Consider the following 20,083-nt stretch of genomic DNA (forward strand, 5'->3'; position numbering starts at 1 on the left):
TGTGGTCAAGTTGCGGTCCGCCCGGGACCGAGCCGTTCTTCCCAATCCGCCGCCCAGTTCAGCAGCTTGCGGTCTTGGCCGGGACCGGCGACGAGGGACAAGCCGACCGGGCAGCCGCCGACTTCCGCCCAAGGGAGCGTTATTTGCGGCAGGCCGCCGATCCCGGCGATGCAGCTGAGCTGCATCGTGCGCGAGCGGCGCTCCTCCAGCCGGTCTCCCTGCATGTTGCGCAAAAGCGCGGGGCCCGGCGCCGTCGGAATAACCAGCACGCCGTCCTCGCCCAGGAAGCCGCCGAGGCGCTTGCGGATATCCGACACCGCCCGCCGTTCGGCCCGTCCGGCCTCCGGATCAAGCGTGGACGTCCAGGCGAACCGCTCCGCGATGCCGGGCCCGAAGCGGGGATTCGTCCGCTCGATCCATTCGCCGTGCTCGCGCCAGATGTCCAGGCCCTGCACGACCCGGAACATGCGCATCCATTCCGCGAGCCCTTCGGGCGCGACGGTCGCGCTTTCGCGGGAGGCGAAGGCGGAGGCGATTTGCTCGACGAACGGCTCCAGCGCCTCGCGCGTTTCCGGATCGGCCGCTGCCATCGCGTCTTCCGCCACGATCAGCCGGCCGAAAGCCGCGCCTTCGTCTCCGGCCGGGCCGAGCAGCGGCTCGCCGGCGCGCTTCAGCAGCTTCGCGGAGCCGGCCATCCAGCCCACCGTGTCGAACGTGACCGACAGCGGAATGACCCCCTCGATCGCCACCCGGCCGTGCGTCGGCCGGAAACCGTAAATCCCGCAGTAGGACGACGGGATCCGCACGGAGCCGCCGGTGTCGGTGCCGATGGCGAAATCGGCCAAACCCGCCGCGACGACGACGGCCGACCCGCTGGAGGAGCCGCCCGGGATGCGGTCCGGCGCCTTCGGGTTGACCGGCGTGCCGTAATGGAAATTTTCCCCGTTCAGGCTGAACATCAGCTCGTCCGTATGCGTCATCCCGTCCAGCCGGGCGCCGCTTGCGAGCAAAAGCTCGATCGCCGCGGCATGACGGTCCGCGGCCTCGTGCGTGCGTTCCCAGTCCGGGTTGCCCGCTCCTGACACATGGCCTTTGACCGCGAACACGTCCTTGGCCGCGAACGTCAGCCCGCTCAGCATTCCTTCGGACAAAGGCTCGAGCGTCAGATCGCGCCGGCTGTAGGCTCCCCAACGATCGCTCATCGCGTTTTCATTCCTTTCCGCACAAAATGCGCAGGTCTTCCTCGTCCAGGCTTGCCGGAACGCCCCTCTTGATCAGCGCGGAAAAGTCCTCGTCCGGGATCATCGTCGTGAACACGTACAGGCGGCTGTCGCCGGTGTTTTCCACCTGGTGGTTGAAGCCCGGGGGCACGACGAGATGGGCGCCCGCCGAAATCGGAATTTCCCGGTCGCCGACGATGGCGATGCCGGTTCCGTGCAGCACGTAGAAGTGCTCGAACGCCGCCTTGTGCGTGTTCGGAGGCGTTTTGCCGCCCACGTCGAAAATTTCGACGCAGTTCATGAACGGATAAAAATCCCCGTCGCTGAGCAAAACGAATTTGTTCGTGTCTTTCGGAGAAATTTTGTATACCGGCAAGCTGTCCGCTTTCCCTGCCAACGGTTGACGAATATCCATGGCGCCTCTCCCTTTCCAGTCGATCTGATTTTTAAAACGGAAACTGCGATCCCCAACAAGCCAGTTGCGAAAAACGGGATTTCAGCCCGCGATGCGAAGCCGCGCGAACGCCGCCGCCGTTTCGGCCGCCGCCTTCGCCGCTTCGACGATCAGGGCGCGGTTGGCCGCCGCGGAGCGCCCTTGCGTATGCGCCTCGATCGCCCGGATCAAATACGGCGTCACGCCCTTGCCTCCGCTTCGGCCCTCGGAGCCGGCCAGCGCGGCCTCGATGACCGCCTCCATCTCGTCTCCGTCGAACGCGTCGCTCTCCGGGATCGGCACGCCGAGCACGATGCCGGTGTTAAGGCCGAGCCGCCAGTGCGCGCTGGCCATCGCGGCGGCTTCTTCCCCGGACCGCACCTGAAGCGCCGAAAACGCCGATTCGCGGACGAAATAGCCCGGGAACCGGTCGCTGCCGTACGACCAGACCGGCACGCCGAGCGTCTCCAGCGCTTCCAGGCTTTTGCCGACGTCCAGAAACGTCTTGATGCCGCCGCATACCATCATGACGGGCAGGCTCCCCATCGCCGTCAGGTCTCCGGAGATGTCCCACGTCTCGGCGACGTCGCGGTGGACGCCGCCGAGGCCGCCGGCGAGCGCGACCGGAATGCCGGCGCGGGCGGCAATCCACGCCGTCGTCGCCGCCGTCGTCCCGCCGCTGAGCCGCCTGACGGCGGCCGCGCCCAGATCGGCCGTCGTCAGCTTGACGCGCCCTTCCGCCTGCGCCAGCCGCTCGAGCTCCTCCCGCTCGAGGCCGATGCGGATCTCGCCGTCCATCATCGCCACGACGGCCGGTTCGGCCCCGCGCTCGCGGATTGTCCGCTCGATGTCGAGCACGAGCTCCAGCGATCTCGGATACGATAGGCCGTGGGTCAGCAGCGTCGACTCGACCGCGACGACCGCCTCTCCCCGGTCCAGGGCATCCCGTACGCGCAGTGAAAATTCCATCGCCAGCCCCCCTTTTTTCACGTTACAAATTCAGCTTGAATTCGAAATCTTCGATGACGGTCGTCCCGGCGCAAACGAACCGGCTAATATCCGACGGCCCGCAGCGGTGAACGACCGACGAAACGAGATCGTGCGTATATACGAACGGATCGCGGCTCGTATCGAGCACGAGAAACGTCGCGTCCTTGCCCGGCTCGAGCGATCCCATCGCGCGGTCCAGCTTGAGCGCCTGCGCTCCCGAAAACGTGGCCGACCGCAGCAAGTAGCTCGAATCGATCGAACGCGGCTCCTTCGTCGCCCCGCGCGTCACCCGGCTTGCCGTGTCCATTTCCCGGAACAGGTCGGGGCTGGAAAACATCATGTTGTCCGAGCCGATCGAAATCGGAATGCCCCGCGCGAAAAACTCGTGCAGCGGCGGAATGCCGTCCCCGAGAATCAGATTCGTCCGCGGGCAGCAGGCGATCCGCTGGCTGCGGGCCTTCAGCTCGACGAGGTCGGATTCGGTGGCATGGGTGAGATGCACCATCAGGTCCGGCTCGAACGCGAACGCCCGCTTCACTTCCGTTTCGCCGAACGTTTGAAGCGAGTTCTCGTGATCGCGCGGAGATTCGCTCAGGTGAATGGCAAACACCTTGTCGCCGACGATTTCCCGGATCTGATGGTAGACTTCGAGGCCGAAGGCGTTGATGCTGGAAATGCCGAACCCGTCGGCCTCCTCCGCCACCGCTTCAAGCTCCTTGCGCGTCAGCTCGAAGCCCGCCTTGTAATCGGCCATCGGCCGCCCGAGAATGACGGGCCGGATCGGCAGCCCCCGGCTCGCCTTGCGCAGCGCCCGGATGCCGTCCAGTCCGCCCTCGCGGAAATCCCCGAACGCGGCGACGCCGGATTTCAGCATCTCCTTGAGCCCTTGCCGGATCGTCTCGATCAGGCGCTCCTCGGACAGCTGCTGCAGGTAGCGGTGCTTGAGGCCGTTCGGCGGCAGCACCGCGTCCTCCACGAGCATCCCGGTTCCGAGCTCCTTGGCGCCCGTGTCGGCGATATGGGTATGCGCGTCCACGAACGCCGGAATGACGAGGCCGCCCTTCAGGTCGATGCCGTGCTCGCGCGGCTGCCGCTCGATGGCGGCGATTTTGCCGTTTTCCACAATCAGCGTCGCGTTTTCGATCAGCTCCAGCTCGGGGCCCGCCGCGACTGTTCCGTTCACATAGACTTCCATTCCACGTTCACCTCGTTCGTTTCGATGTTTAGCGGATTCCGCGCCAGCATGTCCTCGATTTCCTCCGCGGACGGATAGTGGACGGAGCTGCCCGAACGGCTTACGGCCACCGCCGAAGCCGCCGTCGCGTAGCGGACCGCCTGGCGGATGTCTCGCTCCTCCAGATAGCGGTTGACGAACGCGCCCGCGAAAATATCGCCCGCCGCGAGCGAGTTGCTCGTCAGCACGCGGACCGACGGGCTGACGATATACCGTCCGTCGCCGTATGCCGCGCTCCCCTGGCGCCCTCTCGTGCAGACGACGACGCGGGGGCCCCAATCGGCGATGCGCGCCAGCTTTTCGCGGAGCTCGTCTTCTTCGGGTCTTAACAAATGGACCGCCGCTTCGTTGGCGAACACGATATCGATGTTGCCGAGCGCGTTTTTGACGCCTTCGACGCCCCAGCGCCGCACGGAGGACGGCTCAAGATCGATGGATCGGGAAATGCCGAGCCTTCCGCACTCGGTCAGCAGGCAATCCACGTAAGGTTCCAAAAACAGATGCGTATGCAAATGATCGGTCCGGGACAAATCGAAGGCGGCCACTTCCTCCGGCGCAGGCAGCCTCGACGGCTCGATCGGCGGGGACAGCAGCACCGCCTTCTCGCCGGTCCGGTCGACCATGATGATCGAAGTCGGCGTTTGCGTATTCAAAATCCGGTGCAGCGACGGCTCGACGCCTTTGGTCTCCAGAATGTTCTGCACCTGCCAGCCCATCGAGTCGTCGCCCGCCCAGCCGAGCACGTTCGCGCGCGAGCCCAGCTTCGCCGAAGCGGCCGCGAAGTGAACGGCCGGTCCGCCCGGGGACCAGGACACCGTTTCCGCAAACGTTTTTTCGTCGTACCCGGGCATGCGCGGAAGGATGAACAAGCCGTCCATGACGACGTTGCCAAACGTTAAAATGCGTTGCTGTTTCATAGGCCTCAACTTCCGATTCCGGCCGGCTCCGCCGGCTGCCTGAACGCAAAGCCGGGAACGGCCAATGTGGTGGTTTTGTCGAACAGCAGGCCGTTGCCGGCATGCAGGTCCAGCAGGACGCGCTCTCCGGCTTCCGGTATCCATTTGGCATGCACGAGCGCCGTCAGCTTCGTCCGCGAAGCTTCCGTGCGGACGTGCACGAGCGCCGACGAGCCCAAATGCTCGATGACGTCGACGACGGCGGGAATGCCGGGAGCACCGCTTCCGCTTTTCGCGACTCCGATGTCTTCGGGACGGATGCCGAGCACGAACTCCTTGCCTTCCCACTCCCGGCTTTCGCCGCCGCTGCCCAGGTCCGCCGGAAGGAACGCGTCCAGCGCCTCGACGCCCGGCAAGCCGTCACGCACCGCGCCTCGGCACGGCTGCAGATTGATCGGCGGGTCGCCGAGAAACCCGGCCACGAACAGGTTGGCCGGCCGCTTGTACAGCTCCAGCGGCTTGCCGATTTGCTGGATGACGCCGCTTTGCAGCACGGCGATCCGGTCGCCCATCGTCATCGCTTCCTCCTGGTCATGGGTGACCATAATGGTCGTAATGCCCAGCTCCTGCTGCAGTTCGCGCATTTCCAGCCGAATTTGCCGGCGCAGCTTGGCATCGAGATTGGAAAGCGGCTCGTCGAGCAGCAGCAGCGACGGCCGCAGCGCGATGGCCCTGGCAATCGCCACCCGCTGCTGCTGGCCGCCGGACAGCTGCTTCGGGTAACGTTTTTCCAGCCCCGTCAAGCCGACCAGCTCCAGCACGGACTTGATGCGCCTGCCCATTTCCGCTTTCTCCGTCTTATGGCACTTCAGGCCGAACGCGATGTTGGCCTCCACCGTCAAATGAGGAAACAGCGCGTAATCCTGAAAAACGAACCCGATGTTGCGCCGATTCGGAGGCAGGTCCTGAATCTCTTCCCCCGCCAGCCGGATTTTGCCGACGTCGGGCGTCTCGAAGCCGCCGATCATTCGTAAAACGGTGCTTTTCCCCGAGCCGCTCGGCCCCAGCAGACAAATGAATTCGCCTTGCTCGGCCTGCAGAAAAACGTCCTGCAGCACCTCCACGCCGCGAAACGTTTTCGACAGTCCCTCCAGCGCCAGTTGACTCATGAACGTTCCTCCTCTCCCGCATTTCGCGATCCTTGCCGCAGCCTATTGCGGCCGTTCATTCCATACGCGGCTCTTCGCGCGAGTCATGGCTCTATTTTACCGGTTTACGGCCCCGGCCCAGGCAGCTCCCCTGCCGCGGCCAAGCCTTTCGCCTTACGCCTTCAGTTGCTCATCCAGCAGAACGATGCCGTCCAGCGCCGTCACGATCGCGTGCTCGAAGCCCGCTCCGGCCACGAACGGCTCGCCGGTGACGAAATTGTCGCCGATCGCGTTGACGACGCCGCCGCGCAGGCCGAACAGCGTCGTCAGCGTCAGCAGGATCGCGGCCTCCCGCTCGACGTTCAGCACGCCGGCGCGGTGCCACATTTCGAATTGCTGCTTGTGCTGCTCCTGAAGGTAACCGTTCAGCGCCGGGCGGCCGACGCCGACGTATTCCGAGTCGGACGAGCGGGTGACGCCCAGATGGTGGCGGAAGCCGTTCGTTTCCGCCGCGCGCTTCATCGCCGCGACGAGCCGGTAATCGGCGATGGCCGGGAATTGCTTCGGCGCGTAGCTTTGGCTCGTGCCGTCGTCCCGGACCGCGCCGGTCGCGATGACGAGATCGCCGACGGACAGCGACTCCTGCATCGCGCCGGAGCCGCCGACGCGAATGTACGTGTGGGCGTTCGTATTGGCCATAATGTCCATGAGGATGATTTCCAGCTCCGGCCCGCCGCTGCCGCAGGAAATGACCGAAATGTCGACGCCTTTATAGGTGCCGGTGTACGTTTTGGCCATGCCCGTGTCGGACACGAGCCGGTGCGTATCGAAATGCTCCGCGACTTCCTCCGCGACGTCCTTCTCGCAGCCGTGCAGCGGGTCCTTGACGACGAAGATGACGTAGGGCGCGATCTGATCCGCGGTAATCTGGGTAAAGGCAGGCTTGCCGTTTATCGTAAAAGGTCCGATTTTGTTCATCATCTCGATGATAACCTCCAATATTCGAATGGGATGGAATCCGCGGCCGGCAAGCGCAACCCGCAATGGCGGCGGAGAGCCGAACCGCGGTTAAAAATAGCGCGACCAGCGGGCGAATTTTTCGCCGATGAGCGACAGGATGAAAATGACGAGCGTAATGATGGCCGACCAGGCGAGCACGATCTGGTTCAAGCCTTCGCTTCGCTGCTCCGAATAGACCCGGACGGGGAACGTCGGCGAGCCGGAGCTCGAGATGAACATCGTGAGCGTCACGTCGGTAAACGACATGAGCAGCCCGAACACCGCTCCCACGATAACGCCGGGCAATATGATCGGCAGCGTGATTTTGCGGAACGTCGTCCACTTGCCCGCGCCGAGGCTGTGCGCCGCTTCCTCGAGCCGCGGATTCGTTTCGCGAAGGCTTTGGATGACGATCCGGAAAATAAACGGCGTAATCATGACCGCATGCGCCAGCACGAGCGAAACGAAGGAGCCCGACAGCCCGATCATGCCGTAAAACTGCAGCAGCCCGAGCGACCAGATGACAAGCGGGAAAAACAGCGGGGCGAGCAGCACGGACTCGATCCATTTGCTATCGCTTTTGCGGAGGGCGAGCGATGCCGGAATCGTGATGGCGAGCGAAAGAACGGTCGCGATCGCGGACAGCCGCAAGCTGGTGACAATGGAATTGCGGTATTCCGAGTTGTCCGCCATCTCCCGGAACCAGCGGAAGCTTAACCCCTCCAGCGGAAACGAGAAATAATCGGCCTTGTTGAAAGCGACGATCACCATCAGCAGCATGGGCGCCAAAACGAACAAAAAGGCCAGATAGACCGCGATCCGGTGAACAACCTTGAGCGCCCCGTAAGCGACGCGGCTGCCCGCATTCGGCCGGTTCATTGGCGATCCCTCCCCGAGGCGTTGACCGAACGGTTCAACAAAATGGTAACGGCCGCCAAAACGACCAGCAGCGCGATGGAAATGACCGAGGCGAACGACCAGTCGAAAATTTGAATGGCCTGCTGGTAAATGATTTGCGCCAGCAGCTGGATTTTGCCCTGGCCGACGATGCCCGGCGTCGCGAAGGAGCCGAGCGTCCCGCCGAACACGAGCGCGCTGCCGGCCATCATGCCCCCTTTGGACAGCGGGAGCGTGACGCGGACGAACGCCGTGAACGAGCTTGCGCCGAGGCTGGACGCCGCGTCCAGCACGTTGGCCGGAATGGACCGCAGCGAGTTGACGATGCACAGCACCATGAACGGCAAAAACCCGTGCACGAGCGCGACGACGACCGCGCCGTACGTGCCGAGGAAGTTATGGGGCTGCGACAGCAGCCCCATGTCCCTCAGCGCGACGTTGATCGGCCCGTAGCGGGCGAACATGAGGTACCAGCCGAGCGACTGCAGCAGCGCTCCGCTGAACAGCGGCGTAAGCACGACCGTGATCAGGGTCGTCTTGACGAACGATTTCGCTTTATAAATGTGGTAGGCCAGCAAATAGCCGACGACGAGCGAAACGGCGACGACGATGACCGCCAGCAGCAGCGTCGTTCCGATCACCTTGATGAAATAAGGATCGGAGAAAAACCGCGAAAAGCTGCCGAGCGATAAATCCCGCTCCCACATCGTCCGCTCCGGCTGATTCGCCTGAAAGCTGTTGATCAGCAGCACGATAGCCGGAATCAAAAACACGGCCCAGTAGACAAGCATGGCGGGAGAGAGCAGCGCCACCTTGGACCACAGCTGTCTTTGCCCCGCCGGATTCGGCCGCCGGGACTCCGCGATTGCTTTTTCCATCCGCCTCTCCCCCTTTCAAATGTTGGACATGCTTACGTCAGTTGGCGAGAATTTCGGTGTTCCATTTTTGCGTCCAGTCGGACCGTTTGGAAATGATGTAATCCCAGTCCAGCACTTCCAGCTTGCTGACCGCTTCCTCGCCGTACACGATTTGCGCGGCAAGGTCGTCCGGCACCGTCACTTCCTTGTTCGTCGGCCCGAAGAACAGATCCGTCGCGAAATGCTCCTGCGTCTCGACGCCGATCGCGAGATTGACGAATTCCTTGGCCAGTTCGGGAACCTTCGTGCCTTTGGCGATGACGATCGTGTCTTTTGCCATGACCGGTCCCGGGCTGTTCGGGGATACGAATTCGACCGGAAAGCCCTTCTTGATATATTCGTTCGCGTAGCTGTTGAAGATAGGCGCGGCCAGCACGCTGCCGTTTTTCATTTCCAGGAACAATTCGTCCAGGTTGGAATACGACATCGGAACCGGGCCCAGCTCTTTCAGCTTGTCGAAGTTCGCTTGATCGTCCTGCTCCGTTTTGCCGAACGCTTTGCCGGCAATCGCGACAAGCGCGTCGCCCTCGAAGCCCGGATACGTCGGGAACGCGACCTTGCCTTTCAAGTCCTCGCGCCACAGATCGGCCCATTCGGCGATCGGCTCCGTCACGAGGTCTTTGTTGTACACGATGCCCAGGCCCATGAACGTCATGCCGTAGCCGTTTTCCTGAGCGGCCGGGTATAGCTGCGAGAAGTTCGGAATGCTCGGATCGACCGGATCGGCGACGCCGTCGTCGATCGCCTGCTTGGATTCGTACAAATTCAGGAACGCCACGTCCATCGTCGGATTGCCTTTTTCGGCGTACATTTTGGCGAGGCGGTCGCCGGTTCCCCCGAGCACAAGCTCGACGGTGGCGCCTTGCGCTTCCAGCGGTTCGACGACGTATTTCTCGATCGTTTCGGCGTACGATCCGCCCCAAACGCCGACGACGAGCTTCTGGCCTTCGAAGCTTTTTTCGCCGGATGCGGCCGGAGAAGACGAGGCCGAGGATGCCGACGGAGACGCGGACGGGGATGCCGGACTCGAGCTGGCTCCCGAATTGCCGTTGTTGCTTCCGCAAGCGGACAAGACGAGCATGGCAAGCACGACAACGGACGACAGCGATGCGATACGATGGTTTCTGACCCTTTTCACTCCAATAGCCCTCCTCAGATGCTTTGTATGTTAGGTTCTGAGGAGAGTATACGAGACAATCGAATTTTATGTAAATTAACATAACGCCGTTTTGGACGCACAACCTAAAAAGCGGTCTTTTTTTGTACGGGAAACTAAAATAAGCGTCAATCTCTTTTAAAATAGTGATCGAACCCAAAATTATTGTTATATTTTATTACACGAAAATTCTTTATACTAATAGAAAAGCGAGGGGACGCCCAATGCGTACGAGATACGAAGGGCGCGTCTGGAACGACCGGTTCCTGCCGCGGCTCACCACTAAAGAAATCGCCGACATTCCGAAGGAGAAAGCGCTGCTCGTCCTGCCGATCGCTTCCGTCGAACAGCACGGCCGCCATCTCCCCGTGTTTACCGATTCCCTGCTGAACGAGACGCTGATCGAGGGGGCGCTTGCGCTGCTGCCGGAGGAAGCGCCGGTATGGCTGCTGCCGCCGCTCTCCTACGGAAAGAGCAACGAGCACGACGGCTTTTCCGGAACATTCTCGCTGTCGACGGCGACGATGACGGCGATTTTGTCGGAGCTGATGGGCTGCATGCATAAGGACGGCTGGAAAAAGCTGATGATCGTCAACAGCCACGGCGGCAACCCGGAACTCATTACGCTGGCGGCAAGAGACGCCCGGGTGGAGCTCGGGCTGCAGGTGTTCTTCGTCAACACGGCCGGCTTGTACGCCGATGAATCGTTTACGGCGAGGGAGCTGGAATACGGCATTCACGGCGGGGCGCTGGAAACGTCGCTTATGCTCGCAGCCAAGCCCGAATGGGTGAAGCCGGAGCACTACCGGGCCGAATATCCGACCGTGGCGGAATGCTCCTGCTTCAAGCTCGGCGGCGACGTCTCGCTTGCGTGGACCACCCGCGACCTGTCGGAAACCGGGGTCATCGGCGATCCGACCGGGTCCACCGAAGAAATCGGCCGTCGGATGTACGAGCGGGTGACACAGAAAATGTCCGAAATCGTGCTGAGCGCCGTCTCGACCGACTATTAAGACGCAGGCGCCCGTTCATCCAGAAGGGGGAAACCGACATGCATCTCACCGTAGAAGAAGCCCTCCGCATCTATCCGTTGTCCCGTTCCCGCATCGTGGCGGGGGCCGAAGGCGCGGGCCGCGTCATCAAATCGGTCAACATGATGGATGCCCCGGACGTCTCCGACTGGGTCAAAGCCGGAGAAATGCTGTTTACGACCGCCTTCGCCATCAAGGATACGCCGGAGGATTTCCTCCGGCTGCTGCAAAAGCTGAACGAACGGGGCTCGGCCGGACTTGGCATCAAGCTCGGCCGCTATTGGAAGCAGATCCCCCGGTCGTCATCGAGGAAGCGAACCGGCTTCATTTTCCCGTGCTGGAGCTGCCGTACGAATTTACGTTCGCCGACCAGATGAACGCGCTCGTCGAAGCCGAAATCGAGAAAAGCACCCGCAAGTTGCACGACGCGCTGGACAAGCAGAAAAGCCTCATGCGCTTCGCCATGCAGCCCGGCGATTCGGCCAATCATTTTCAGCGGATCGGGGACATTTTGTCGTATCCGATCGTCATCGTCGGCGCAAGGGGGCAAATTTTGTACAACACGTGCGATTGGCCCGAAGCCGAAGTGCTGAAGGATTGGCCGTGGAACCCGAAATTCGACAAATCGCGCTCGCTCAGCGGCTGGCGCTGCACGATCCCGCTCATCCAGGACGGCGAGTGCTGCGGTTTTCTGCTCGTCATGCCCCGCCATGCGACGATCATCCAGGAGGAGGAAGGGCTTTTTCACCAAGCCGCCGAGATTCTTTCCTTCCATATGGACCGGTTTCAGGACGAGCGCCAATCCGTGTCCGGCTACCGCTGGTCGCTCGTGCTGGAACGCTACTTGCAAAAGCGGATTACGCCCGAGCAATTTCTCGAGCAAACCCGCGCCCTCCGCCAAAACGTTCGCGACTGCGCCTACCTATGCGTCAAAACCGCGATCTATCCGGAATCTCCCGGCGAGGACGCTCCCCACAAAGGGCTGCGAAAAATCCGCCGCGAGCTGATGTACCACCCGTATTTGAGCCCGATCGGCTCCCACCATCTTTTTGTCGGCAGCGAAATGGTCACCCTGTTCGCGCTGCCCGCCGAATCCCGGGAGCTTTCCGTCCCCGACTTCGTGCAGCGGATCGTCTCCGCCCTCGAGGAGGTCGTCGGGTCGGCGCCTTCCCCGGGCTACCGCTGCTACGTCAGCAAGCCGAAGCTGAAGCTGGCCGATATTCTGGAGGCGAGCGACGAATGCGACCATGCGAAAAGCATCAGCGAACGCCTTTCGTTCGGGCGCGCGGTCACGCTGTTTTCGGATCTGGAGCTGAACTACGTTTTTCGCCACATCCCCCGGGACATTCTGGCCGGCTACAGCGACAACCTGCTGCTTCCGCTGCTCGCGAAGGACGAGGAGTATCGGGCGGAAATGCTGAAGACGCTGGAAGCGTACATGGCCAACGAAGGGAACGTCAACGAGACGGCCAAGGAGCTGTTCGTCCACCGGAACACGGTGCTGTATCGGCTGGAGAAGGCGAGCGAGCTGCTGCGGATCGATTTGAAAAAAATGAGCGACCAGCTGCAGCTCAAGCTTGCGATGCTGTTCCGGCAGCTGGCGGAGGCGGAGGACGGGGCCTCCTGAAGGCTGTCAGTCCGTCCCGGCGGCCCTGCTGACGGGGGCGGGGCACCAGGGCGGGCCTGGCAGGAGGTGCGGTGCCTGACAGGAGGTGGAGCGTTAAGGGGGCGTTCAGCTTATTCATGTTCCCAGGGGAGACGTTTTGTCGTTTCCGGCGCCGCTTTAAGCTCCAGATCCCGGTACGACGGAGAACAATAATGGAGAATTTTACATTTCGGATTTCTCCACTTCGTGCCAGCGATAACCGAGCAGAACAGGCGGCATATATATCGGCATGATCCATGAATATTTGAGTTCAAGGTTCAAGTTTCCGAGCCAGAATCTTCCTTTCTCATCCAATTGCATTTTCCATTTTCCGCTGGCTACGGCTTGTCCTCGATCAACTCGTTCTCGGGCTTCCTCGTAGGAAAATTCTTCTCCTTTATTGCGTTCAATTTCTGCCAGGGCCAGCTCATAATTCCGCTTTTGTTCCAGTTCTTTCTCTTCGGTGAATTCAGAGTCGTATACCTCGGAAAAGTCCAAGCCCTTGAGTTTGTGACTTTCGATCAAGTCTTTGAACGCTTCGGTCACAAATACCAATGTAGTAGCTCGTTCTTTAAATTTGAAAATATAGGTGTCTTCAGGTATTTTTTCGAAATCAAACACAAGCTTATTGAACCCTGCAAGTGAACCGTCTTTGAAAGTTTGAATATCGGATCGCTTCCAGTCCACACAATCCAGCACCTTCGTCACATTAACCATGTACAAATCCAGCTCTTCATGGATCAAAGGCAGAAACTCGACTTCATCTTTTACAAATGGTTCAATCGCTTCCTTGACACGTGCAGAAATAACCGGCTTTGAAGTTAAAAACACCGGAAAATCCTTGTAGCTATTTTTTGTAGCTGTTTTTACCTTTGCTGGCGACCACAGATCAAGCTTAGGTGTTCCATCAAAACGGGACGTAATTGGATGGGTCTTATCCCTGTCCGATATGAGCACCATTGATTTAATATGGTTGTTCCATCCATAAGCTTTCATTTATCAGCACCCAATTTCAAGATGTGTTCACACTTATAAAGCAGCGGAGGCCTCGTCATCCAACTCTTTAAATTTCGGATTTCTCCACTTCGTGCCAGCGATAACCGAGCAAAACAGGCGGCATATATATCGGCATGATCCATGAATATTTGAGTTCGAGGTTCAAGTCTCCGAGCCAGAATCTGCCTTTCTCATCCAATTGCATCTTCCATTTTCCGCTGGCTACGGCTTGTCCTCGATCAACACGCTCTAAGGCTTCCTCGTAGGAAAATTCCTCGCCTTTATGGCGTTCGATTTCCGCCAAAGCCAACTCGTAGTTCCGTTTTTGTTCCAGTTCCTTCTCTTCGGTGAATTCAGAGTCGTATACAACCGAAAAATCCAAGCCTTTGAGATTTTGGCTTTCAATCAGGTTTTTAAATGCTTCCGTGACGTATACACAAATCCTAACAGTCTCTTTAATTTTAAACATATACGTACTGGCAGGAATCTTTCCAAAATCGAATACAAGTTTATTGAAGCCGGCAAATTTCCCTTTAGTCGTCAACTTAACATCAGATCGTTCCCAGTTGACACAATTCAGTACATTCGTCACATTAATCATGTACAAATCCAGTTTTTCATGCATCAAGGGGAGAAACTCAACTTCCTCTTGTACAAAGAGCTTGATTACTTCTTTGACACGAGAAGAAACGACAGGTTTTCCAGTAATATATTTTGGAAAGTCATTATAGGATTCCTCGCTATTGTAGGATTCTTCGACGATCGTTTCTACCAAAATAGGTGACCAAGATTGGAGCTTGGATCCTCCCTCAAACCTAGAGGAAATCGGATGGCTTTCGTCATTGTACGATGTAATTGGCACGGATTTATAATGACTTCTTAGTTCATAAATTCTCACTTCGTTCACCTCATTAATTGTTTAAATTTCCAAGTTTCAATCTTCCATGAAGTAAGTCTTGACGGATATCGTTCAACACTTTCACTATTTCATCGCGATCATCTCTTACAGGATCAATTTGTTTAAGCACAAACTCAAAATACTCCGACACGTGATATCCATTATGAGTTGTCATGGTTTGCCCGTCTATAACAGTAGTGGAGGCTCCTTTTCCTGGAGGCAAGTAAACTCCATTTGCAGAGGAATTTAGATCGATTCCATTTTCATCCAATATATCCTGAAGTTCCTTAGCAAATCCATTAGGTGACGGTTTCTTATAAGGCACAATATGGTGAGCAGCCCAACCATTTGGCTTTTCCAGCCCCGTTGCCTTTTTAATTTCAGCTTCCAAGATAGCAGATGGAGTCCCTTTTACCCTGTTGGTTAATTTATTTGGACTCACATTAGCGTAATTTTGAATCTGACAAACATCAAGAAGATTATGCGTCAGAATGCCAAGGTCCGAGATATAATACGTATGAAAATCGCTAACTGTAAAGTTGTAAACCTGTTTGACTTCATATCTGACAGTTATTGCATCAACTGTGAGAAGATTACCGGTCTCGGTTTCTAGCTGATCGCCGGGTTTTAGTTCATCAGCCGGTACCCAACCTTCTCCCTTTACCCAGAAAGGATGATTACCCGTTGTCTCTATCGTTGTATCGCCGATTTTTAAGGTGAATATTTCTTCTGTCTGACTGCTGAAAAGTTTCTCGACCGGTTTAAAGGCTTGGACGCCTGTATCCGTATATTTGGCCAGAACGAGGTCGCCGACTTGTATATCCTCTACCGGTTTAACCCCGTCTTTGGTCGTTATACTGGTTCCCTCAGGCAAACAACCGCATGGGTTCGATTTATAAATCTTGTTGAACTTCTTGGCACCCGCGATTCCGTTCCCCACATACGGAACGATGGAAGCAGTGGATAACAATGCACCAGCATAATCACCGTTTACAAGGTATATCACACCATTTAATACATCAGCACTCTCTCCGATAAATGGAATCATACCAATGGTGGTGATCGTACATTGTAATTTCGCTAAATCTGTTGGTTCGTCATCACAACTAACCAGTTGATCGGCCTTCTGCCAAAACATTCTGAGCCCGGTCACGCCGTACATATCCCCGAACCAAGCCTCATACGCGGTTAGAGGCGGAGTCCACGTATCCGGATCATAAACATACCGCTCAAAGTAGTTATAGCATTGTTTGCAGCTATTGATATCCTTGGCCGTAATCTCTTTCCCGTTTACATGCGTATACGGAACAGGAATGACGTTAAGCCGGTTCAAGGGATCGTTAAATACCTCTACACGATATGCCGAGGCGTCTTTTTTCTTCGTACCGTCCATTCGGTACACATAGATTTTGTAATTTCCGCTTTTCGCCCAGTAATACGTCCTGCCGGATTGCGAATAGGAACTGGCGAACAAATTTTTAGAGGATGCGGTTGAATTAACCGAACCGTCCCACCGGATGGTCGTGCTCTGACCGGCCTGGAAATTGCCCGTCATCGTTGTTTCATAAACCGTGTAGGCGTCCTGTCCGGTCGTGACCTGAATGAACAATTGGGAGTGATTTTTTTTGTGCTTGTAATTGACTTCTACATAGTCTCCGGAATCAATCGTAGCATCGAAGCTGTTGCTCAAATTCGCGCTGAATGCCCGGAGCGCTGCCATTTCCTCTCCGTAATTGCCGTGAGTATAAGAAATTTCATTTAAATCGGCAGACAATTCATAAGCATAACCGGAAAAATTCCACGCGAGGGCTTGCCTGTTCGTATGAAGGACATCGTTTTCTACCCGCAAATAATAGATGCCCGCATCGAGATTAAAGACCTGCTCGCCCTCAAGGTCGAAATATCCCCTCACATTCCCGTTCGCATCCTCAATAGCCCCTTCTCCGGCGGAGAGGTACAAACTGATCTGGCGAGGCTCCGTCAGTTCGATGCGATAATAATCGACGTCATACAAGGACGTTATCGTGGCCGGATTGCCGTTGGCGTCGGTGTCGACCAATTGTCCGAAAGTCAGGCTGCGGGCGGAAGTTCTGCTGGCTTGCTCCATCGATTCCACAACGAACCGTGCCTGCAGGCCATTAAAGGAACCGAAGCTTCTAACGACTAAATAATAGGTCGTTCCCGCATTCAAATTTACTTCAAGCTTGGAGAACAGCTCTCCATAGGGTTTGTAGCTTTTGACATCGTCATTAAAATCAATCAGATTTTGCAAATCCGGGTCCGCATATAATCCGATCTCCGTATCGTTCAGTTGCGCCAGTCCGGGATAGTTTGCCGTAAAAAACCGATACGTTCCCGAGTGCGAAGGAGTAAATTGCAAATAGGCGTCTTCTCCCCGCGGCACGGACAAATCGACGGGTTGCCCCAACTGCATCGCCGCAAATGACGCTTCGCCCGCAGATGTAGCCGTCAATCGCGCAAATACTTTACCGCCATTGACTTCGTTAACTTGCACATAGTACGGAGTTCCCGCACTCAAATTCACGATAACCTCGGAATAAACCGAATCGTTCTTGTCATCGTTATAGCCATTCGTAATGGGGATGGCCATGTCCAGATTGGAGTATACAGCGAGTTCGGTATCGTTAGATCTGGAAGCGGAACTTCCACTGTACGGACTGGTTGAAAAACGGTATTTTCCGTTCTGGGCCGGAATAAAGACGTATACATTGCTGCTGCCCGACTGCTGATGGATATCAACGGGCTGATCCAGTTGAAGATAGGGGATGGTCGAGCTGACTACGTCCGCCGTCACGCGAGCGCGAAGACGCGTGGAATCGAAGCCGGATACCCTGACATAATACGTTTGTCCCCCGACCAGACTGATGCTAATTTCCGAAAACACGGTATCGTCGACATCGTCGTTAACGGCGAGAGCCTTGGTCAGTTGAAGATCCGAATAAATGCCGAGTTCCGTATCTACGGTAGCTCCGGAACCGCCGTATGGACTCGTATAAATGCGGTAAACCCCGGTTGTTGCTGGCGTAAAGCTATAGAGTTGGCTCGTCCCGGCGAGCTGATCCATATCCTCGGGCTGAAAAACGATCAGTTCCGGGATCGTTGTGGAAGCCTGAATCGAGCTATAGCTGCTTGTACCCCCGGAATAAACGGCAGCTACTTCCAGCGTGTAGGTTTGCATCGGACTCAAATTCGTAAAGGTAAAAACAGGCGTCGTCGCAGTGCCGGCTTGCGTACCATCGATTTTAAGAAGGTATGAGACGGCTTCCGGCATTGCATCCCATGTCAATTTGATGCTATTGGCCGATGGAATGTATTCGAGGCCTGTAGGAGCCAAAAACGGTTGTACCTGTATTTCACCAAGAATCAAGGTATATGGGGATGAGCTGAACTGACCGCTGAACCCGATGACTTTTATATAATAGGTTGCCCCTTCCGCAACTTGAAGGGTAATGAATTCAGAAGCGCCCGTGCCATTGGAAGATTGACCCACTTGAACGCCCGATTGATTATAAACGTAAAGTTCATAATCCAGGGCGAAGGGTATCGTCAATTGTATATCAAGCTCGCCTGTTTGGTCGGTTGTTAGCTTGTAATAGTCAATATCGCTGCCAGAAGAAATGTACGAAATATAACTGTTCCCCGGGACTACGCTTTTTGCGGTAAGGAACGTATCGTTCGGTTCGTACGTGTCCGGTCCGACTCCCGACTGGGCAACATAAATAACAAAAATATCGTCAAAATTCCCGGTTCCGATAGACGTATACCGGTACTTGATGTGATACGTGCCTGTCGGCGTAGATGATGTTGTCTGCCAAGTGAACGGGATGGCAACATCCAACTGAGGGTTCAATATCGTTCGGGTCGCGACGATGTTGGAAGGATTCGAAACTGGATAAACTTCTACGACAATTTGCGTATGCGGGTTCTCGCCGTGCTCGTTTCCTTCCAATTTTAAGGAAACGGTGACAGAGTCCCCGGGATAAATCGTCGCGCCATCGTTTTGTTTGTCATACGATGCGATTCCGATTTCGCCTTCGGGCTCGGACGGCAGTACCGTATTTAAACCGGACAGATTCTCATCGGAAAGAGGAGCTATAGGACCGGAAATCATGCCTTCCGCTTTCGCAAGGTTGATCAGTCCATGTCCGTACTCATTTGCCATTCCTAGAACGGTTGCATGATCATACAGTTGCTGGATGATTTCTTGTCCCGTCAAGGAACGTTGATTCGACCATAATAGAGCTGCCGCTCCCGTAACATGCGCTGCCGCATTGGAAGTTCCCGAGGCAACCCCATATTCTCCGTTTATTTTGGTACTTAAAATGCCAAACCCGGGTCCTACTAAATCCAGCTCGCTTCCCGTGCTTGAAAAGTCAGTTCGATGATGGGAAGGGTCGACGGCTCCGACCGCTACAACCTCCGGATATTTTGCCGGATATTGAACCGTATCGGTGCCCGACCCCATATTACCGGCTGCTGCAATCACAAGGATGCCTGATTCAACCGCATCTTGAATCGCTTCATGCAACATTGCGCTGTATTGGGAAGAAACAAAACTCATATTGATCATGTCAATATCATTTTGTATCGCCCAATCGATACCTTGAATAACCGAACTGGTCTGCCCATCTCCGTTGGCATCCATGACTTTGACAGCATACACTTCGGCTAACGGAGCCATGCCAAGAACACCGATCCCGTTGTCGGAAGCGGCAATCGTACCGGCAATATGCGTTCCATGCCCGTTATCGTCCCAATAACTTCCGGAGGATTCGACGAAAGAAACTCCTCCTGCAATTGCCAGATCCGGATGGTCGGATATCCCCGTATCGAAAACGGCTACTTTAACCGACCCCATACCGGGTTCTTTTTGCGTTTGAACCATGTAAGAACCTGAAGAGTGAATCCCCCATGGAATCGTTTGAGCGCTTTCCTTGACTGATTCGCTTTCTACTTCCGTAAGAGCGCTCTCGGCGATTTCTATTGGCTTATCTTCCTCAATGGAGGCTATCTTAGGATCCAAAAGCAGTTGATTCACTTCGTCCGTATTTAATTCCATGTACAGAGCGTTAAAAGAATCAAAGCTCTTTACGTTATAATAATCAAGCTTGTATCCGATATCCGATTCCAATATATCCCGGCTGTTCTCCGCCACTCCATATAACTGGTCTGAAACCAAAATCCTGCCGGAATTCAAACTAATTTCAGGAGTTGTACTTTTCTGAACATTCCAATCTTTGTATGTATCCAAAACCGTTGATTCGCTGACCCGATATTCGGGATTCAATCGTACCAAAAATCCGCCTCGCGGCTTTTCACTATAAACACTTCTCGTTACGCTCATTGTCGATAAGAGACTATCGATTACGTCCTCGTCTACTTTAGTTCCCGAATATACGGATTCCAGGTTTGATAGAGAACTTCCTCCGCCTGGTTCCCCAAAATTGTTACTTGCCTTAACTGAACTGGTTAAGAATTCAAAATTTCCTGCCAATAAAGATAAAATCAGGAACAAGGATAAGACTTTTTTCAAGCACATTTCCTCCTGTTCGACATAGTATCCCATTACCTCCCAAGGAAATAATAGTAATTTAATATTACT

16 protein-coding genes are annotated in these 20,083 nt (G+C 56.1%); 3 read left to right on the forward strand and 13 right to left on the reverse strand.

All coding sequences use genetic code 11. From position 1 onward, the window contains the following. Nucleotides 1-5: 5 nt before the first annotated feature. The 10 genes from JW799_RS03250 to JW799_RS03295 form a co-directional block, all read right to left on the reverse strand. Complete coding sequence (locus JW799_RS03250; protein WP_080835921.1) at nt 6-1,202, reverse strand: amidase; 1,197 nt, start codon at nt 1,200-1,202, stop codon at nt 6-8. A gap of 7 nt (nt 1,203-1,209) precedes the next feature. Continuing rightward, complete coding sequence (locus JW799_RS03255) at nt 1,210-1,635, reverse strand: cupin domain-containing protein (protein WP_080835918.1); 426 nt, start codon at nt 1,633-1,635, stop codon at nt 1,210-1,212. A gap of 81 nt (nt 1,636-1,716) precedes the next feature. Continuing rightward, nucleotides 1,717-2,622 (reverse strand): pseudouridine-5'-phosphate glycosidase, encoded by a 906-nt coding sequence (locus JW799_RS03260; RefSeq protein WP_080835917.1) that lies wholly within the window; start codon nt 2,620-2,622, stop codon nt 1,717-1,719. Between the two features lie 22 nt (nt 2,623-2,644). Next, nucleotides 2,645-3,838, reverse strand: coding sequence for an amidohydrolase family protein (locus tag JW799_RS03265; protein WP_205428657.1), 1,194 nt, complete (start codon nt 3,836-3,838; stop codon nt 2,645-2,647). Next, nucleotides 3,823-4,794, reverse strand: a complete 972-nt coding sequence (locus JW799_RS03270; RefSeq protein ID WP_176220763.1) for a carbohydrate kinase family protein — start codon at nt 4,792-4,794, stop codon at nt 3,823-3,825. Before JW799_RS03270 ends, JW799_RS03265 begins: the two co-directional genes overlap by 16 nt. A 5-nt stretch (nt 4,795-4,799) precedes the next feature. Further along, nucleotides 4,800-5,942, reverse strand: coding sequence for an ABC transporter ATP-binding protein (locus JW799_RS03275; protein WP_205428659.1), 1,143 nt, complete (start codon nt 5,940-5,942; stop codon nt 4,800-4,802). 153 nt (nt 5,943-6,095) lie between these two features. Beyond that, entirely contained in the window at nt 6,096-6,902 is an 807-nt protein-coding gene (locus JW799_RS03280; RefSeq protein ID WP_205428661.1) for a nucleoside phosphorylase, read from the reverse strand. An 87-nt stretch (nt 6,903-6,989) separates the two neighbouring features. Further along, a complete protein-coding gene (locus JW799_RS03285; protein WP_080835897.1) occupies nt 6,990-7,799 on the reverse strand; it encodes an ABC transporter permease in 810 nt (269 codons plus the stop codon). Beyond that, nucleotides 7,796-8,695, reverse strand: coding sequence for an ABC transporter permease (locus JW799_RS03290; protein ID WP_205428663.1), 900 nt, complete (start codon nt 8,693-8,695; stop codon nt 7,796-7,798). Before JW799_RS03290 ends, JW799_RS03285 begins: the two co-directional genes overlap by 4 nt. 37 nt (nt 8,696-8,732) lie before the next feature. After that, nucleotides 8,733-9,872, reverse strand: coding sequence for an extracellular solute-binding protein (locus JW799_RS03295; RefSeq protein WP_080835891.1), 1,140 nt, complete (start codon nt 9,870-9,872; stop codon nt 8,733-8,735). A gap of 242 nt (nt 9,873-10,114) precedes the next feature. On the opposite strand from JW799_RS03295, the gene JW799_RS03300 reads away from it, so the two are divergent. Genes JW799_RS03300 through JW799_RS03310 form a run of 3 tightly spaced genes read left to right on the forward strand, consistent with a single transcriptional unit; the run spans nt 10,115 to nt 12,548 of the window. Continuing rightward, nucleotides 10,115-10,903, forward strand: a complete 789-nt coding sequence (locus JW799_RS03300) for a creatininase family protein (protein ID WP_080835888.1) — start codon at nt 10,115-10,117, stop codon at nt 10,901-10,903. A 38-nt stretch (nt 10,904-10,941) separates the two neighbouring features. Continuing rightward, the gene (locus JW799_RS03305) at nt 10,942-11,298 is read left to right on the forward strand and encodes a PucR family transcriptional regulator ligand-binding domain-containing protein (RefSeq protein ID WP_205428665.1); all 357 of its coding nucleotides are present in this window, start codon (nt 10,942-10,944) and stop codon (nt 11,296-11,298) included. Then, nucleotides 11,202-12,548 carry a helix-turn-helix domain-containing protein gene (locus JW799_RS03310; RefSeq protein ID WP_205428667.1) on the forward strand — a complete coding sequence of 449 codons (1,347 nt, stop codon included), beginning with the start codon at nt 11,202-11,204 and terminating at the stop codon, nt 12,546-12,548. Before JW799_RS03305 ends, JW799_RS03310 begins: the two co-directional genes overlap by 97 nt. 201 nt (nt 12,549-12,749) lie before the next feature. Here JW799_RS03310 and JW799_RS03315 read toward each other — a convergent pair whose 3' ends face one another. The 3 genes from JW799_RS03315 to JW799_RS03325 all read right to left on the reverse strand — a co-directional run bounded on the left by JW799_RS03315 (nt 12,750) and on the right by JW799_RS03325 (nt 20,014). Further along, nucleotides 12,750-13,562: an imm11 family protein gene (locus tag JW799_RS03315; RefSeq protein ID WP_205428669.1), complete on the reverse strand. Its 813-nt coding sequence runs from the start codon at nt 13,560-13,562 to the stop codon at nt 12,750-12,752. A gap of 67 nt (nt 13,563-13,629) precedes the next feature. Next, nucleotides 13,630-14,460, reverse strand: a complete 831-nt coding sequence (locus JW799_RS03320) for an imm11 family protein (protein ID WP_139787205.1) — start codon at nt 14,458-14,460, stop codon at nt 13,630-13,632. A gap of 13 nt (nt 14,461-14,473) precedes the next feature. Then, the gene (locus JW799_RS03325) at nt 14,474-20,014 is read right to left on the reverse strand and encodes a S8 family serine peptidase (protein ID WP_176220762.1); all 5,541 of its coding nucleotides are present in this window, start codon (nt 20,012-20,014) and stop codon (nt 14,474-14,476) included. Between the last annotated feature and the right edge of the window lie 69 nt (nt 20,015-20,083).

Origin of the sequence: Cohnella algarum, from assembly GCF_016937515.1 — a bacterium.
GTDB classification, from domain to species: domain Bacteria; phylum Bacillota; class Bacilli; order Paenibacillales; family Paenibacillaceae; genus Cohnella; species Cohnella algarum.

Coding starts and splice junctions, on each gene's coding strand:
- JW799_RS03250 (WP_080835921.1), bottom strand. CDS start 1,202: ATGAGCGATCGTTGGGGAGCCTACAGCCGGCGCGATCTGACGCTCGAG.
- JW799_RS03255 (WP_080835918.1), bottom strand. CDS start 1,635: ATGGATATTCGTCAACCGTTGGCAGGGAAAGCGGACAGCTTGCCGGTA.
- JW799_RS03260 (WP_080835917.1), bottom strand. CDS start 2,622: ATGGAATTTTCACTGCGCGTACGGGATGCCCTGGACCGGGGAGAGGCG.
- JW799_RS03265 (WP_205428657.1), bottom strand. CDS start 3,838: ATGGAAGTCTATGTGAACGGAACAGTCGCGGCGGGCCCCGAGCTGGAG.
- JW799_RS03270 (WP_176220763.1), bottom strand. CDS start 4,794: ATGAAACAGCAACGCATTTTAACGTTTGGCAACGTCGTCATGGACGGC.
- JW799_RS03275 (WP_205428659.1), bottom strand. CDS start 5,942: ATGAGTCAACTGGCGCTGGAGGGACTGTCGAAAACGTTTCGCGGCGTG.
- JW799_RS03280 (WP_205428661.1), bottom strand. CDS start 6,902: ATGATGAACAAAATCGGACCTTTTACGATAAACGGCAAGCCTGCCTTT.
- JW799_RS03285 (WP_080835897.1), bottom strand. CDS start 7,799: ATGAACCGGCCGAATGCGGGCAGCCGCGTCGCTTACGGGGCGCTCAAG.
- JW799_RS03290 (WP_205428663.1), bottom strand. CDS start 8,695: ATGGAAAAAGCAATCGCGGAGTCCCGGCGGCCGAATCCGGCGGGGCAA.
- JW799_RS03300 (WP_080835888.1), top strand. CDS start 10,115: ATGCGTACGAGATACGAAGGGCGCGTCTGGAACGACCGGTTCCTGCCG.
- JW799_RS03305 (WP_205428665.1), top strand. CDS start 10,942: ATGCATCTCACCGTAGAAGAAGCCCTCCGCATCTATCCGTTGTCCCGT.
- JW799_RS03315 (WP_205428669.1), bottom strand. CDS start 13,562: ATGAAAGCTTATGGATGGAACAACCATATTAAATCAATGGTGCTCATA.